Annotated in this window: 12 protein-coding genes; 5 read left to right on the forward strand and 7 right to left on the reverse strand. The window is 35.2% G+C overall.

What is annotated here, in order from left to right:
* The first annotated feature begins 2 nt into the window (after positions 1-2).
* The 5 genes from SLW70_RS08380 (at position 3) to SLW70_RS08400 (ending at position 6,979) form a co-directional block, all read left to right on the forward strand.
* Positions 3-1,847, forward strand: a complete 1,845-nt coding sequence (locus SLW70_RS08380; RefSeq protein ID WP_320891659.1) for a sulfatase — start codon at positions 3-5, stop codon at positions 1,845-1,847.
* Between the two features lie 28 nt (positions 1,848-1,875).
* Positions 1,876-2,760, forward strand: a complete 885-nt coding sequence (locus SLW70_RS08385) for a family 16 glycosylhydrolase (protein WP_320891660.1) — start codon at positions 1,876-1,878, stop codon at positions 2,758-2,760.
* A 21-nt stretch (positions 2,761-2,781) separates the two neighbouring features.
* The gene (locus SLW70_RS08390) at positions 2,782-4,152 is read left to right on the forward strand and encodes a glycoside hydrolase family 28 protein (protein WP_320891661.1); all 1,371 of its coding nucleotides are present in this window, start codon (positions 2,782-2,784) and stop codon (positions 4,150-4,152) included.
* Between the two features lie 65 nt (positions 4,153-4,217).
* Complete coding sequence (locus SLW70_RS08395; RefSeq protein WP_414458248.1) at positions 4,218-5,423, forward strand: glycoside hydrolase family 117 protein; 1,206 nt, start codon at positions 4,218-4,220, stop codon at positions 5,421-5,423.
* Positions 5,423-6,979 (forward strand): sulfatase-like hydrolase/transferase, encoded by a 1,557-nt coding sequence (locus SLW70_RS08400; protein ID WP_320891663.1) that lies wholly within the window; start codon positions 5,423-5,425, stop codon positions 6,977-6,979. Before SLW70_RS08395 ends, SLW70_RS08400 begins: the two co-directional genes overlap by 1 nt.
* 92 nt (positions 6,980-7,071) lie before the next feature.
* Here SLW70_RS08400 and SLW70_RS08405 read toward each other — a convergent pair whose 3' ends face one another.
* The 7 genes from SLW70_RS08405 to SLW70_RS08435 form a co-directional block, all read right to left on the reverse strand.
* Positions 7,072-7,809 carry a T9SS type A sorting domain-containing protein gene (locus SLW70_RS08405; RefSeq protein ID WP_320891664.1) on the reverse strand — a complete coding sequence of 246 codons (738 nt, stop codon included), beginning with the start codon at positions 7,807-7,809 and terminating at the stop codon, positions 7,072-7,074.
* A gap of 181 nt (positions 7,810-7,990) precedes the next feature.
* On the reverse strand, positions 7,991-8,908 hold the full coding sequence (locus tag SLW70_RS08410) for a family 16 glycosylhydrolase (protein WP_320891665.1): 918 nt from the start codon (positions 8,906-8,908) through the stop codon (positions 7,991-7,993).
* 24 nt (positions 8,909-8,932) lie between these two features.
* Entirely contained in the window at positions 8,933-9,406 is a 474-nt protein-coding gene (locus SLW70_RS08415) for a T9SS type A sorting domain-containing protein (protein ID WP_320891666.1), read from the reverse strand.
* Between the two features lie 340 nt (positions 9,407-9,746).
* On the reverse strand, positions 9,747-10,010 hold the full coding sequence (locus SLW70_RS08420; RefSeq protein WP_320891667.1) for a hypothetical protein: 264 nt from the start codon (positions 10,008-10,010) through the stop codon (positions 9,747-9,749).
* 131 nt (positions 10,011-10,141) lie between these two features.
* Positions 10,142-11,719 (reverse strand): hypothetical protein, encoded by a 1,578-nt coding sequence (locus SLW70_RS08425; protein WP_320891668.1) that lies wholly within the window; start codon positions 11,717-11,719, stop codon positions 10,142-10,144.
* 107 nt (positions 11,720-11,826) lie between these two features.
* Complete coding sequence (locus SLW70_RS08430) at positions 11,827-13,554, reverse strand: RagB/SusD family nutrient uptake outer membrane protein (RefSeq protein WP_320891669.1); 1,728 nt, start codon at positions 13,552-13,554, stop codon at positions 11,827-11,829.
* Between the two features lie 20 nt (positions 13,555-13,574).
* Complete coding sequence (locus SLW70_RS08435) at positions 13,575-16,670, reverse strand: TonB-dependent receptor (protein ID WP_320891670.1); 3,096 nt, start codon at positions 16,668-16,670, stop codon at positions 13,575-13,577.
* Positions 16,671-16,719: the final 49 nt, after the last annotated feature.

The following is a 16,719-nucleotide window of genomic DNA, read 5'->3' on the forward strand; positions in this document are numbered from 1 at the left end:
AAATGAATAATAAACTAATAAAACTATTTTTAGTCAATCTAATCACTACGGTTGCCTCGTATGCACAACAACCTAACATTGTTTGGATTGTTTCTGAGGACAATTCGAAACATTATATGAAATTGTTTGATGAACACGGTATTGCCACGCCCAACATTGAGAATTTAGCTAAGGAAGGAATTGTTTTTGACTGTGCTTTTTCGAATGCTGCGGTATGTAGTGCTGCTCGTTCTACTTTGATTACGTCAACGTATGGACCAAAATTAGCAACACATTACCACCGAGCGGAAGGCAAAGTGACCTTGAACAATACCCAAGAAATGTTTCCCGCTTATTTGAGAAAAGCGGGTTATTATACAGCCAATAATGCTAAGGAAGATTATAATATTTATAAATCCAATGAAGTTTGGGACGAATCGTCTAAAAAGGCATCCTATAAAAACAGAAAGCCAGGGCAACCTTTCTTTTACGTTTTTAATATCGAAACCACTCACGAAAGCCGTATTCATTTTACTAATGAAACGATGAATACGACCAAAACTACGATGAATCCTGCTGAGGTTTTTGTACAACCGAATCACCCTCAAACGGATTTGTTTAGATATACAAACACCTATTACCGCGATAAAATCAAGGCAATGGACACTGAAGTAGGCGCCGTTTTAGACCAATTGAAAAAAGATAATTTACTAGAGAATACCATTATTTTCTACTATGGAGATCATGGTGGCGTGTTGCCTGATAGCAAAGGCTATTTGACCGAAACGGGATTACATATTCCACTGGTTGTTTATGTGCCAAAGAAATACCAGGATTTAGCAGCCTTTCAACCGGGTTCACGAACCAATTCTTTTGTGAGTTTTGTGGATTTTGGAGCGACTGTTTTGAATCTTGCAGGTGTTAGTGTCCCTAAAACAATGGATGGAAAACCTTTTTTAGGGAAAAATATTTCGAAAAATGAACTTGAAAAGAGAGATGAAACCATCGGTTATGCAGATCGTTTTGACGAAAAGTACGATATGGTAAGAAGTCTTCGAAAAGGAAACCTGAAGTACGTGCGCAATTTTGAACCTTTCAATGTAGATGGGTTAATGAATGAGTACCGTTACAAACAATTGGCGTATAAGGAATGGTTTGAGTTATTCAAGGCTGGAAAATTAAATGCAGTGCAATCGCAGTTTTTTGAGCCCAAAGCAGCCGAAGCCTTATATGATTTAGACAAAGACCCATTTGAAACTAAAAATTTGGCAAACGATCCTGCTTATCAGTCACAGTTAGTGAGTTTGCGCAAAAAGTTGCATTCTTGGATGGAAAAACAACCTGATTTGTCCTTGTATCCTGAATTTTATTTGTTGGATAATGCCATTCAGAATCCGTTGGAGTTTGGAAAAAAACATCAAAAAGACATCAAGAAGTACCTTAAAATTGCTGATTTAGAGGTGTTAAATTTTGACAAAGCAGCCCCTAAGATTGTAAAATGTTTGCAATCAAAAGACAAATGGGAGCGTTACTGGGGATTAATTGTAGCGACTTCTTTTGGAGAGCAAGCAAAATCGTTGACAGCACAAATTACAACTCTAATGAAATCGGATACTGAAATCATAAACAGAGTTAGAGCTGCTGAATTTTTGGCAATTGTCGCACATCAAAACACAAGCCAACCTATTCTGGAAGCGCTTTATCAATCTAAAAAAGAAACGGAAGCCTTGTTGATTTTAAATAGCATTGTTCTATTAAAAGATTTCTATCAAAAATATCCATTCCAACTTGAGTTGGAAAAAATAGACAAAAAAGTGCGTGAAAATTATACAGTAGGCAGAAGATTAGAATATTTAGCAACCAAATAAGATTACAATTAATAACACCAATAAAAAAATGAAAAAAATCATCAAAACAATAAAACAAATTGCACCTTTTATTTTAGTATTAGCCGCAAATAGTATTGTGGCACAAAAAAGTCCCGTTTTTGAAAAAGGGCAAGATCCGAAACCAGATGGCAAAAAATGGGAATTAGTAAAAAACATGTCGGATGAATTTAACGGAAAAAAAGTGGATGAAGACAAATGGCAAATTTCCGGTCAAGGCTGGATAGGTCGTGCTCCTGGATTGTTCATGGCCGAAAATATAACGGTATCCGATGGAAGTTTGAAAATTATAACAAACATGCTTCCGCAACCCGTGGTAAAACAAAATAAAACCTATACACACGGAGGTGGGTATGTAGGTTCCAGAAATGCAATGAAATATGGCTATTATGAATGTGAAATGAAAGCCAATAAAACCTTTATGTCATCCACTTTTTGGTTGATTAATGAAGGCAAAGGAGCGCAAGGTTGTGACAAAAGAACTACCGAATTGGATATTCAGGAATGTGTAGGGCAGATTGTAAACAAAGCCGAATGGATGAAAAATTTTGATCAAAAAATGAATTCCAATACCCACAGTCGTAACATACCTGAGGGCTGTGATTATGCCAAAGGTTCTAACAAAGGTGGAGGCGATATTGGTGGGAAAGTATATGATGCTTTTCATGTGTATGGCGTTTGGTGGAAATCTAAAGACGAAATTTTATTCTTTTTAGACGGTAAATTTGTAACCAAAGTGAAACCACCTGCAGATTTTGATATCGATATGTATTTAAGAATGGTAGTTGAAACCTATGATTGGAATCCAGTTCCTGACGATGGTGGAATGAATGGGACTAAGGAAGAACGCACGACAACCTATAACTGGGTGAGATCTTGGAAATTGAATGATTAAAGTGTTGTTATTCAAAAAGGTATGATAAATCAAGCTGTCAAAATACTTGTCGTATTTTTTTTTAGCGGTTATAGTGCTCTATATGCTGTTACAAAGCTCCCTTTTTACATCACTAGTTACGGTGCAAAAGGGGATAGCTTGACCGTTAATACGATTTATATTCAAAAAGCAATTGACGAATGTGCCGCTCAAGGAGGAGGAGTTGTTACAATTCCCAAAGGCATTTTTATTAGTGGCACTATTTTGCTAAAAGATAATGTGGTTCTAAACCTGGTAAAAGGAGCTAAATTAGTAGGGAGCGATAATCCTCTTGATTATCAGAGTATCGACACCTTTGTAGATGCTGTTAAACAGGCTAGGGGAACCTGCTTGATTGGCGCACTGAATGTGAAAAATATTGGAATAACGGGGCAAGGAATCATTGATGGAAATGGTCAAGCATTCTTAGCAACACAATTGAAGAAAAAAAAGGTACAATTAGGTATCGGTGATTCTGTTAAAGATTTTGGAGCCAATCGTCCCTTTCTTTTACGATTTGTAAAATCATCAAATATTTCCCTGAGAGATATTACGATTAGGGAAGCTGCAGCCTGGGCGTGTCATTTTTACCAATCATCAACTATAAAAATCGATGGATTGACCGTGTTCAATCATGCCAATAAAAATAACGATGGGTTTGATTTGGATTCCAGTCATGATATTGAAATAAAAAATTGTAACATCAATACAGGTGACGATTCAATTTGTATTAAAGCGACGAGTTCTCTACCAACATATAATGTTAAAGTCAGAAATTGTATAATTAGTAGCCATTGGGGAGCCCTGAAGTTGGGTACCGAATCGATGGGGGATTTTTACAATATTGATATTCGTGATTGTAAATTATATGATACTCGTGGTGGTGGAATCAAAATATTGAGTGTAGATGGAGCTAATATTCATGATGTTACAATTCAAAACATTGTGATGGACGAGGTTGAAATGCCTATTTTTATTCGTTTAGGTGAACGATTAAATACTTATCGGGAAGCAACCAAACGTGAGGTCGGTTCTATTAACAAAGTAAGCCTTAAGAATATAACCGCAACGACTCGTTCTCCTGAAAAATCAAGAGTTAATCCATCCTCTGGTATTTTGATAACGGGAACTCCCAATCATAAAATAGGGAATGTTAGCTTGGAGAATATAAAAATAACACTAGCAGGTGGAGGTAAGCTTTCTGATGTAGGAGTCGTTGAAGAACAAGAAAAAGCGTATCCTGAATTTAGTTTTTTTAAAGTCTTACCTGCTTATGGAATTTATGCCAGACACATTGAGGATTTGCAAACATCTAATTTAAATTTTAAACTAAAAACAGCTGACGAACGACCAGCTTCAATACTACTAAAATAAATTAAACTAAAATTATGAAAACCAACAAAACCATTTTATGCTTACTTGCCGTTGTAGGTTTAGGAATGACTTCGTGTAAAACAACCAAAGAAAGTTTTCCATTTGTTTTACCCAATGAAAAGCCCAATATGCCTTTGAGTAAAGCCATGCAACGCAATTATGATAATTATATGGCTCCGAGACCAGAAGCTAATGAATTATATACTCAATTTAAATATACGGAATTAAAGGGACTGGACTACAGCAATCATGATGGAACGATTACGCGTAGAGACCCTTCGAAAGTGATTTTTGAAAATGGCAAATATTATGTGTGGTACACGCATCGTCAAACTCCTACTTCGCCTAAAGGAGCTAAATTTGCAACGGAAACGATTCCATCAGCAGATTGGGATTTGGCTGAAATTTGGTACGCTACTAGTAAAGATGGTTTTACTTGGGAAGAACAAGGAGTGGCTATTCCAAGACCACCTAAGCCTAATTTAGGTCACCGTTCGGTAGCTACGGCTGATATTTTGAAATGGAAAGGGAAGTATTATATGTATTACCAAGGTTTCAGTGAAGCCAGTGGAACTCGTGGAGATGATTGTCCTGTTTTAATGTCGTATGCTGATTCACCTGACGGGCCTTGGACAGCTACGAATCAAATTGTAATTCCGAACGGCCCTAAAGATGCTTGGGATCAATATTCGATTCATGACCCTTATCCATTGGTTTACAAAGGAAAAATTTACTTGTATTACAAATCGGATTTTGACGGGAAACCAAATTTAGTACGCATGCAAGGTTTGGCTACTGCCGACAATCCATTTGGACCATTTACTAAAAATCCGTTGAATCCTGTTTTGGCTTCAGGACATGAAACGACGATGTTTCCTTTCAAAGAAGGAATCGCAGCGTTTACTATTCGTGATGGTAACGAGCATAATACTATTCAATATGCTAAGGACGGAGTGAATTTTGACATTGCTTCTATCACCGAGTTAATGCCAGATGCTGCGGGGCCTTTTATTCCAGATGCCTTTACCGATACCAAAGACGGAAGAGGAATTACTTGGGGAATTAGCCATTTGACTACAGTAAATGGATGGGCGACTAATCATGCTATTTTAGTTCGTTTTGATTGCGATTTGAGTCAGGATGTAGATGATCCAGATATGAAAAGGACTCATATTTATACCAAACCAGAAGACAATTTTAAACAAGGATTAAATCCAAAACAAAAAGCTAGAATTGCTGAAGAAAACCAAAAAGTATTAAATGGTAAATAATGTTTAGATGCCCAGTAAATATCAAGACTTTTTTTCTGCTTAGCTTTTTGGCTTGCTTTTTAATTTCTTTTGGACAAAAGAAAGTCAAGCAACCGAATGTTTTGGTCATTTATACCGATGATCATCGCTATACAGGGGTTCATGCCTTAGGAGGTATGGAAGTTAAAACACCCCATATGGATGCTTTAGCCCAAGACGGTGTTGTTTTTACTAATACTTATTTAATGGGGGCTTTTACTGGCGCTACTTGTATCGCCAGTAGAGCCATGTTGCTCACAGGAAAACAACTGTTTAAATTAGGAGGTATAGGACATACCATTCCAAAGGAAAACACCACTATGGGAGAGGCATTTCAAAAAGCAGCATACCACACTCATATCATAGGGAAATGGCATCAAGACGGTGAGTCACTCAAGCGTAGTTTTAATTCTGGTGATAAAATTATGGGGAAAGGCTTGTATTTAGTAGATCATTTCAGAATGCCTTTTTATGATTGGGATGCAGCAGGAAAGTTTAGTGCTGATGAGGCTTATTTATTAGTTTATGATAAATCAGGGAACGTTGTAAAGCAACCTGTGGCTAAAAATGCTGTGCGAGGTCCTATTGGGACAGAGAAAAACGGTCCACATACCTCAGAAGTTTTTGCTGAGGAGGCTTCTAGATTTTTCAGGAATTATAAAAGTAAAAATCCATTCTTAATGTATCTCGCTTTTCATGCTCCACATGATCCACGTCAAGCACCTCAAACATATAAGGATTTGTATCCTGAAGCTAATATGCAGTTAACTCCTTCTTATATGTCACAACATCCTTTTGATAATGGACATCTCTTTTTGCGGGATGAGGAATTGGCTCCTTGGCCAAGAACTCCCGAAGTAGCTAGAAAAGAATTATCGGATTATTATGCTATTATCACACATTTGGATGACCAAATAGGAAAAGTGATTAAAGCGTTGAAAGATAGCGGTCAGTATGAGAATACCTTAATCGTTTTTGCTGCTGACAGCGGACTAGCGGTAGGTAACCACGGTTTGATAGGGAAACAAAATATTTATGATGAAGATGGTATTCATGTGCCTTTAATTTTTTCAGGGAATTTGATTAAAAACAAAGGGGAGCGTTACGATGCATTGTCTTATATACACGATATTTTTCCAACCATTTGTGATTTTGTAAAAGTGCCTATTCCAGCTTCAGTAGATGGGAAAAGTTTGCTGCCTGTTTTGAATAAAGAAGTCAAGGAAGTACGCACTTCAACCTATCATGCTTACAGACAATTTCAGAGAGCCTATCGCAAAGGAGATTATAAACTCATCGAATATGTAAGAGCCAAAGACGAATCCAAACAAGAAGGTGTATTTGAAGCAGGTTCCAAAGTGACGCAGTTATTCAATATCAAAAATGATCCTTGGGAACTACATGATTTGTCTTTTTTTCCAAAAAATAGAGTAGTTCTTGCTCAAATGCGAAAAGAAATGAAAGAACAAGCTGTTGAGTTTGGTGATAAAAAAGAAAATGTTCCTGGCGAGAAATATGATTTCTGGGATTTTTATTGAAAGCTAAATTATTGTTGTAACAGTAATTTTGAGTCAAAAAAATAGCTCTGTTGATGTCCAACAGAGCTATTAAAAATTTTAAAAAAAAAGAATTATTCTTTAATGATTTTGGCATTACCCGCATCAGTAGAAAGAATATAAGTTCCTGAAGCTAAATCGGAAACATTTAATGTTCCTGTTGCAGGTACTTCTTTCAAAACAGCTCCTGTTAAACTTAATACTTTATAGGTTTTAGTTTCTACATCACTTCCAATGGTGATGATGTCTTTTACAGGATTTGGATAGAAAGATGATAGTTTTTGTTTGCTGAAATCTGCCGTCCCTAGTGTGCTTATTTCAGCAGCACTTCTTATTTTTGTTAATTTTATTGCATTTGCATTAGGTCCTCCATAAGTAGTTGCTCCTCCCCCTTTTTTATATGCCAAATAAATTAACATTCTATAAGTTAAATTTGCATCTGCAGAATTTAATACAGTTCCTGCAGGAATAGTGTAATTAAAAGTAACAACACCACCCGTGCCACCTCCAGGATATGCAAATGTAGCTCCTGGAGCAGGTACATTTGCCCAAGTCCCTGTATCTGGATCTACATTTGCCATAGCCTCGTCCTGAAGTCCACAAAGGATAAAATCAAGAGTATTAGCAACACCACCTGTCGAACCCAATGTATAGTTTAAAGTGATAGATACAACATCACCTGGCTTGAATGTCACATTGGATTCTCCATTATATTTATAGGAACCTTGGTTTGTCCAGCTAAATGTTGGAGCAACATCCTGTGCAAAAGTTGTTGCACAAATTAATACTAATAATAAAGTAATTCTTTTCATAATTTTTTTTGTTTTTTAATTAATGATTTTGTTAATAATTTGAGTCAAAACTATCTAATATTCACTGATATTTTAATGTTTACTACTAGATAAAAACTAAACAAAATCATCAAAAGCGTTATTTTTTATAAGAATCTGTAGATTCTATCTACTCAATATTGATTTTAGGGTAAATTAGCTATTATTCAGGCTTGTACACTCGAATCCAATCGACACGCATAGTGGATCTAGACTCGCTTAGTACAGAAGGATCGGTTAGAAAATTGATACCACTGTTAGATTCTCTCCATGACTGAGCAGCAGCACTAATAATCATATACATTGGTTTGGTTAATCCGTTGCCGTTAGTGTAATTTCTGGGATCTATTTCTGCTTTTGGAGTTTTACGCACGAGTTTTCCATCTACATAATAAGAGAGTGTCCACGGATCTTCCCATAGTACACCATAGTTATGAAAATCATCAGCCCAAAATGTTTTGGTATCAGTATACCAAGTAGCTTCTCCTTCGGGTTGATAGTCTTGGAAAGGGGAACGTATAAAAACGTGATGACTTAAATGCAGTCTTTTCGAAAAATAGTTGTTTGCTTTTTCGCCAAAAGCTTCAAGATTGTCAATTTCTTCGGTTGAATCGGCACTTAACATCCAAACGGCTGATGCCAATACTGATTCACTGATTTTTACTCGAACTTCCATATAGAGTGGGTAGACACCTTTGGCTTTAGTAGTTATGCACCCCGTTTGTATGGTACTGCCTACTACCTTTGCTTTATATACTAATTCACCATTTTCGATAGTGGATTGTTCAGGAGTATAACGGGTCTTTCCCGGGCCAGTCCAACCATTGAAAAATTTATCTTGCCAATCGTTTTGAAACTCAGTGGAAGCTTTTCCCTCTGGATAGTTAAATTCACTAGAAAGATTGGATTGTAATTTCCAAGTTTTTCCTGTCCCTGCACTTGGCAAATAGGATAGAGGTACTTCCTTTGGAGGCTCAATGACTTCTGGTTTTGGAGTTTCAGAAGGGCTATCGCTACTACAAGCAAATATTATGGTACACAAAACAATTGACAAGAGGGTTAGGGAGGTATTTGTTTTCATAATGTATAGTTTCAATTAATTGTTTTATTTTTTTGAAAATTTAATGCTTTTCAATTTTTTATTTTCTTTACTAATTTGAATAAAATAGATTCCTTTAGTTAAGTTGCTTACGTTGATTTTTGAATTCAAGTTTGGGATTGTTTGTTTTTGAACCAATTTTCCCGAAGCAGTATAAATGAGTGCAGTGGCATTTAAAATATTTTCAGAAGTGGATTGTAACGAAAGTTCTTCGTCAACTGGATTTGGATACACTGTTATCACTTTATCATTTTCGAATGTATAATCATTAACCGATAATATATTTTTACTAAAATTGAAAACTTGTAAGGCCACGGAACTTATATGGCCTCCTGTATCGGGTAGTTGTACGCTGATTTGATTATTAGTATTTAATAAGCTAAATGGAACAGGTATTTCTAAAACACCAAAGAATCGGTCTCTCTGTGCTTGATCATAGCCTCTGAAATTCGCAGGAACTGGTATAATTGTATTGTTCACTTTGATCACAGGACTCCTAATAAATCATAATCAGGTTCATTGATTACTTCCACAAAAGAAGGTAGTTTAGGACCATTTCCTCCATGAAAGGCATTAAGGTAGCGTACCATATATTCGCCAGTGGCCGTTGCATTAGCTAACTTCCAACCTTGAGCCGTAGCTTTTTGTTCAGCCCCTGTCCAAAAAGGATGTAGCTGTGCGCAAATAACCCAGTTTTTTCTGCTTTTGTATGGAAGTAATGCAGGTTTTGAAGCAAAACTATTTTTAGATGCAGTTCCTTTTGAAGTAATATCGGCAGGGTCTGCGTAACCAGGTCTAGTAGCATCCTGCTTTACTTGATTTAAATTCCTGTATCTCTTCCTAAAAATATATTACGCCCATTCAAAAAATCATTTCTTAAATGAGAAATAACATTGTCACCATCCCATTCTTGTTCTGTTTGGTTTGCATGAGAAGTAATGAATTTCCAACGCTCAAATGTAGATACATTCCCAACGCTATGCTTAACGTTAAGGTTCAGGTTTACATTTACTTGAGCATGAAAATTTAAAGAGAATAAAAGTACAATACTAAATTTTAGTATTTTATTATTTGTTTTTTTCATATTTTTCAATTTTCGAAGATACCAGACTTTTTTTTAAAATATTATATTTTAAAAATAAAGATAGTTTTAAAAGTAAAAAAAGGGCACTCCAACTTAATGTGAGTACCCTTCAAACTAACTCAGAACAAAAACTAAGGTCTTAGTACTGCTTCAGTAACAGTAATATCATCTAGATAGAATTTCATTGATTGGGTATTCCCTTGGTTATTTCCTCTTATGGAGAACGTACTAGCACCAGTAGCTCCTGCCTTGATTAGAACAGAGCTGTAAACCCATTTATCAACAGAAAACGAGGAATTAAAATTGAATATTGTTAATTCTTTAAATCCTGGGTCTAAATAAAAGTTTAGATTAGGAGTAGTTGTTTTATCTCCTAAACTTTCTACATACACCCAAGCTCCAACAACATAAGTTTTATCTTGAACTAAATTAAAACTAACATTTGCTCCATTTTTTTTATGGCCAACAATCATACCTCCGTTAGGTTCCATTACAATATAGGCACTTTTAGTTCCTGTATGTGATTTGGTACCAGAAATATTTAAAGTATATTTAGCCCATACACCTCCCCAGCCTAGGTAGACCCAATTGTCATTGGTAGATGTTTCAAAACTATAATCATAGGTGGAAGGTGCTTTTGCTAGAAGATTTTCACCTACAAAACTAGCTTGTACATTTGCAAACGAATTGGCTGAAATTCCATCAGCTGTGGTCATTGAACCTTTTGTGTAAGAAATTTTCACCGTATCATCATTATATAAATTTTGTCCAACAGGAAATTTAATAATCACAATATTCCCTTCAACAGGATCAACAGAAACGGATGAAATGGAGTAAGAAGGAACGGACTTAGTAGGATGTGTAACACTAACTGCAAAATCTGAAGTTTTCAAACTTGATTGATCCATTTCTCTACTAAAGTTCAATCTAATAGTATTATTAATTACTTGTGTCCCATCTAAAGTAACAGGGTCAGTAGAAGGGATGACTTTAATTAAGTCTGTAAATTCAGTAGTTCCAGAACCTGCTGGTCTAGCAGTTGAGCCATTAATACTGAAACCATACGTACCTAGTTTTTTATATTTTACATCCAAAGTCTTAGATGTTTCAGCTGAAGTCTCTGGTGTTCCACCAGGAATAGTCCAAAGAAACTTTTCAGGAGCGCCTTCCGTGGTTAAAGTATATCGGATTGTTCTACTTGCTTCTATTTGATTTTGTGCACCATTAGCCATATTTAAAGCTGCTCCCAAAGTTCCGTCAGGATTCAAATAGTTAGCCGTAACAGTTACTTTAATTTGAGGTAAAACAGTAATTACTACTGTTGTATCGAGTACTTTTCCTATTTTATTAGTGTATTTTACGTCGTATGCCTCGTCTTTAAATTCTTGGTGTAATTTAACATCATGAACTCCTACAACATTAAAAATTGCTTTTACATTGGCTGTGGTAGCTGTAACATCGTTATCAGAATCTACGATATCAGCAACACCTTCTGGAAATGTCCATAATCTTGATTGTACACCAGATGATAGATCACCAAGAGTTATACTAGTACCCACTCTTATCGTGTTAGCAAAATTCATTTGTGAAGTTGCAATTACACGACTGTTAGCTTCATTTAAATTGATTGCATCGTATATGTCATTACAGGAATGTAATCCAAATGTAGCAATACAAAGAGCTATAATTATTTTAATTTTTGTTTTCATAACTTGATATTTTTTATTTTTTCAATGGAATGATGTTTTTACTTAAAGAATAGGTTCATTTAAATAGGGAAACATCATTCTCTAGAAATTAATATTTTGAAATAAGATTATAAACCTTTATTACTTTGTAATTCAGCAGCTGGAATTGGGAAATAGTCATGTACTGCAGAACTATAATTTTGAATCCCTAATAATGCTAATAAATTTACTGAACCTTCTATATATATAGGTGCTTTATTAAGTATTGTGGCTAAATTGTTTTTTTTCCAATTGAGATCAGAATCCAAAGTTGTAAAAACATCTTTTACAAGTCCCCAGCGTACTAAATCATTCCATCTAAATCCTTCAAAACACAATTCTAATGGTCTTTCTACCATTTGGATATGAGTCAATATGTTTTGTTTGGTAGGAGCTACCATCGGCTGAGTTGTATACCTTTGTTTGCTAATATGTAGCTGAGGGAAGGTATTACTATTAGCGGCTAAATATTGTGTCAATGTTTTTACTCCAGCACGAGCTCGAACTAAATCAATATACTTGATAGCTTCATTGACATCTGATGTAGCATTTAATACTGCTTCCGCATACATCAAATAAACATCTGCTAAGCGAATGTGTCTGAAATTAATTCCACTTCGATTCAATGGAATTTCGGAAGTTCCTTGATACCAATTTGTCCCTTTTTTCACCAATGCAGTTAATCCTAAACCTCTATAAGCATGAACTTTAGTGTCTGAGTTTGTAACGCCGAAATAAGTTCCTTCAAAATTCTTAGGACAAATTGAAGCGGTCAATCTTCTAGATTGCACATTAGTTGTATTGATTGGGTTTGAGGTGTCAATCTCGTCATTAGTAAATAATTCATGTAAGTAATAGTTTGCTACTACAGTATTAAACCCACCGTAACTAATAGAGGCATATTGACCCCCAATTGCGTTCGCTTCGGCTCCCGAAGCAAAAGGAGTGTCATCAACATTAGCTCCATTAGCTCCAGGATTAGCTGTCGAGCTATAGGCAACTTCTAAAATGGATTCAGAATTAAATTCATTTTGATCTGTGAAGTTATCTAAAATATTTGGAGTTAATGAATAAATTTTAGAATCAATCACTTCTTTAAATTCCGCTGCTGCAGGTGCCCATTTCTTATCATACAAATAAACTTTACCTAGCAATGAAGTGGCACTTCCCCATGTTACTCTACCCACATTAAGTCCAGTCCATCTTGTTGGTAGGTTTTCTTTAGCATAAGTTAAATCGGGAATAATAACCTGATCATTTACTTCTTGAATGGTGCTGGTAGGTTTATCTAAATCAGTTGTAGAAACTTCAGTTCTTATGACTGCTTTTCCATAAGTATGCACTAATTTGAAGTAAAAAAAGGCTCTCAAAAAACGTGCTTGTGCTAATATAGATTCTTTTTCTTTTGGAGCAAAAGTAGATGCGTCCACTTTATTAATTTGATTAATCACTTGATTAGCTCTAAAAATTCCAATATACAATTGGTTCCATTTATTAACTACTTGAGGTGAATTGTCAGTGTAGGTTAATTGTCTGTATGCCAAAGGAGAAAAAAAAGTGTAAGTATCTCCAATATCTGCTTTCAATTCTTCCTCATGAATACCTACACCACTAATAGCTTGAAATTGCATAGCAGCATATACTGTTGTTAAGGCACTATTGAATTGTGAAGGTGACTTCCAAAAAGTAGCCTCCGTTACTGAGTTAGGATTGTCAATCGATAGAAAATCTTTCTCATCACAACTAGAGAGAGAAAGTAAAGAGCATGCCATAAATGTAATGGACAAAGCTTTTGTTTTTATATTAAATTGTTTCATTGTTTTTTACTTTTGGGTTATTAAAATTTAACTTGGGCACCTAGAACAAATCTTCTTGCTACTGGATAGTTTCCACTATCTACCCCTCTAGTACTTATTCCATTTCCTCCAACTTCTGGGTCATAACCGGTATATTTAGTAAAGGTAAATGGATTAAACCCTGTCAAATATAATCTTAGTTTACCAATGCCATATTTATCAAGAATTTCCTTTGGCAATGAATACCCTAAAGTTATATTACGTAATCTAAAGTAAGTCCCATCTTCTAACCAATAATCAGATCTTGCTCTTACACTTTCACTTAATGAACTTTTTCTAAAACTTGGAATATCTGATGTAGGATTTTGAGGAGACCATTGACTAAACTGGTCTAAATGTCTTCCTTGTGCATAGGCAAAGAAGCGTGCTCCATTAAATAACTCTGCTCCATATGTCAAGTACGATTGTACAGACAAATCCCAGTTTTTATATTTCAAATCAACATTTAGTCCTGCTTCAAAATCAGGTTGACCAGAGCCTGAATATACACGGTCATTCTCGTCTATCTTTCCATTGCCATCAATATCGTCATACATGATGTCCCCTTTTTGAGCGTTTACGCTTGGAACTTTTGCTTTATATGCGGCTAATTGTTCATCTGTCTTGATAACACCTAAGTTATTCAATAAAAAGAACGAACCTGCCTCGTGTCCTACAGCAAAAAAGGTTGTTTGATCAATAGCATTACCCAAAGACAAAGTAGGACGACCATTAGGATATCCTCTTTGAATACCGTTTAAATCAACTATTTCATTCACGTTTTTTGTAAACGTAGCCGAAATATCATATTTCAATCCATTTTTAAATTGGTTTCTATATGCAGAGGCAATTTCAATACCTTTATTTGTCATTTTTCCAGCGTTTACATAAATAGGATTATAGGTAGTCTCTGCATTAGGCTGAGTAGTACCAGCTGATGGAGGTGTTTGGTATGGCAAAAGCATGTCTTGTTTATCATTGCTATACACATCAGCGTTCAGTGTAAACTTATTATTAAACATCGCTAAATCGATACCGATGTTTTTAGAAATACTTGTTTCCCATTTCAAGTCAGGATTAGCGTAGCGTCTTTGAATCAATCCAGAAGTAATTACTTCACTAGGTCCAAATAAATAATTTACACCCGTTTCTAATTGGGTTGAAGCAGAATAAGGAGGGATGTCTTGATTTCCAATCTGTGCATAACTAGCTCTTAATTTTAAACTTTTAACAGCATTGTTTAAGCTTGAATTTTTAAAGAACTTTTCTTCAGTAATATTCCATCCGGCAGAAACTGAAGGGAAATTAGCATAGCGATTATTTACAAATTTTGAAGATCCGTCTCTACGAATACTGGCCGAGAACAAATAACGTTCGTCATAATTGTATTGAAATCTTCCTAACAATCCTGCCAAAGTGTACTCATTAACAAAGCTAGAGGGTGCTTTTGCTTCTTGTCCTTGGCCTATTTCTTGCGTGTCATTAGTAGGGAAACCAATGGCTCCAATTGAAAATTGTTTAGCATAAAATTCTTCATAAGAAGATACTGCAGTGGTGGTGAATTTATGTTTACCTAATTTTAAATTGTAATTTAACATATTCTCAATTACATTTCTTTCAGAGAAATTATAATCTTCTTGCAATTGGGCTTGTACAGTAGAAGCTGTTGCATTTAGTGATCCATCTAAACCATAGATTAAATAAGTTGGGATAAAAAACTTACGTTTGTAGTCGTATTTATTCTTACTTAAACTAATTTTATAGCTTAATCCTTTAAGAATTTCATATTCTAAATTCAAAGCAATGTTAGTCGTTGCAGTTTTTCTATCATCCGTGTTTTGTAGTTGTTTTGCTAAATAGCCAAAATATATGGTGTTGTCTACTGGAATGTTAACTTCATTTGCACCGCTAATATCTAAGTCTCCTAAAGGAATTTGCCATGGTTTTTGACCAATACTATATTCATATAACCCCCAAGGTTCTTGGGTGCGATTTTCATCAGACAAACCAATAGTGGCAAAAGCTTTGAATTTGCCTTTAGTAAATTGTGCTGTTAGTCTTGAACTCAATCGATCAAAACCTGAATTTATTAAGACACCATCTTGATTGTAATAGCTAGTATTAAAATTTAAAGACAAATCTTTTGTTCCTCCAGAAATCCCCAAATTATAATTTCTAATAATTGCGTTATTGTTTTGTACATCTTTAACATAATTACTGTCATAGTTTAGCAATTCAGGTGTAGTAATAAAATACCCTGGTAGATTTCCTGAATTAAGTACAGGCTCAATTGAAAAATCAGCAAACAATTGTTGTTGGGTATTCATCAAAGGTGTACCTGAAGTAATATTCTGAATCCCAGTGTAGGTTGCTAGGTCAACGGCTATATTGCCTTGTTTTCCTCTTTTTGTAGTAATCAATATTACCCCATTAGATGCTCTTACTCCATATATTGCCGCAGCAGCTCCATCTTTTAAAATGTCCATCGTTTCTACTTGATCAGGAGCGATGTTTGGATTAGATTCATAAGGAACTCCATCCACAACATATAAAGGTTCTAGTTTTCCTAATAAAGAACCCACTCCACGAATTTGTACGTTGGCAGATTCTCCAGGTCGTCCACTTGCTGCTTGAACATTTACACCAGCTACACGACCTTGTATGGCTTCACTGATATCAGAAACAGGAGCACGATCAATAATATCTGACTTAACTTGAACAACAGCTCCAGTTACTTCTTTTACCTTCTGTTTTCCATAACCCACATTTACTACAACTTCATCAAGTACTTTAGCGTCAGTAATCATCTTGATGTTAATTTGAGATGCAGTCCCTACAGTTTTCTTTTGGGTTTTAAAACCAATGAAAGAAAAACTTAATACATCTGTTTCTTTAGCAACGATAGTATATTTCCCGTCAATATCAGAAACCACACCAGTGGAACTACCTGTTATTAAAACGGTAACTCCAGGTAACGGAAATCCAGTGTCATCCTTTATTTGTCCAGTTATTCTTTTTTGTGCATTCATGACACAAAAACTTAAGAGAAAAAACATTATTGGAAATGTCTTTTTCCAAAATCCATCCTTTTTTTTCATAAAACAATTTTGAATTAGTTGATTAATTTGATTTTAGTTTGTTATTAAA

Origin of the sequence: Flavobacterium sp. NG2, assembly GCF_034119845.1 — a bacterium.
In the GTDB taxonomy this organism is placed as follows: Bacteria; Bacteroidota; Bacteroidia; order Flavobacteriales; family Flavobacteriaceae; genus Flavobacterium.

What these genes read in the sequence shown, in the direction of transcription:
- SLW70_RS08390 (WP_320891661.1), top strand. Translation starts at nt 2,782, where the DNA reads ATGATAAATCAAGCTGTCAAAATACTTGTCGTATTTTTTTTTAGCGGT.
- SLW70_RS08395 (WP_414458248.1), top strand. Translation starts at nt 4,218, where the DNA reads ATGACTTCGTGTAAAACAACCAAAGAAAGTTTTCCATTTGTTTTACCC.
- SLW70_RS08380 (WP_320891659.1), top strand. Translation starts at nt 3, where the DNA reads ATGAATAATAAACTAATAAAACTATTTTTAGTCAATCTAATCACTACG.
- SLW70_RS08435 (WP_320891670.1), bottom strand. Translation starts at nt 16,670, where the DNA reads ATGAAAAAAAAGGATGGATTTTGGAAAAAGACATTTCCAATAATGTTT.
- SLW70_RS08400 (WP_320891663.1), top strand. Translation starts at nt 5,423, where the DNA reads ATGTTTAGATGCCCAGTAAATATCAAGACTTTTTTTCTGCTTAGCTTT.
- SLW70_RS08410 (WP_320891665.1), bottom strand. Translation starts at nt 8,908, where the DNA reads ATGAAAACAAATACCTCCCTAACCCTCTTGTCAATTGTTTTGTGTACC.
- SLW70_RS08385 (WP_320891660.1), top strand. Translation starts at nt 1,876, where the DNA reads ATGAAAAAAATCATCAAAACAATAAAACAAATTGCACCTTTTATTTTA.
- SLW70_RS08425 (WP_320891668.1), bottom strand. Translation starts at nt 11,719, where the DNA reads ATGAAAACAAAAATTAAAATAATTATAGCTCTTTGTATTGCTACATTT.
- SLW70_RS08430 (WP_320891669.1), bottom strand. Translation starts at nt 13,554, where the DNA reads ATGAAACAATTTAATATAAAAACAAAAGCTTTGTCCATTACATTTATG.
- SLW70_RS08405 (WP_320891664.1), bottom strand. Translation starts at nt 7,809, where the DNA reads ATGAAAAGAATTACTTTATTATTAGTATTAATTTGTGCAACAACTTTT.
- SLW70_RS08420 (WP_320891667.1), bottom strand. Translation starts at nt 10,010, where the DNA reads ATGAAAAAAACAAATAATAAAATACTAAAATTTAGTATTGTACTTTTA.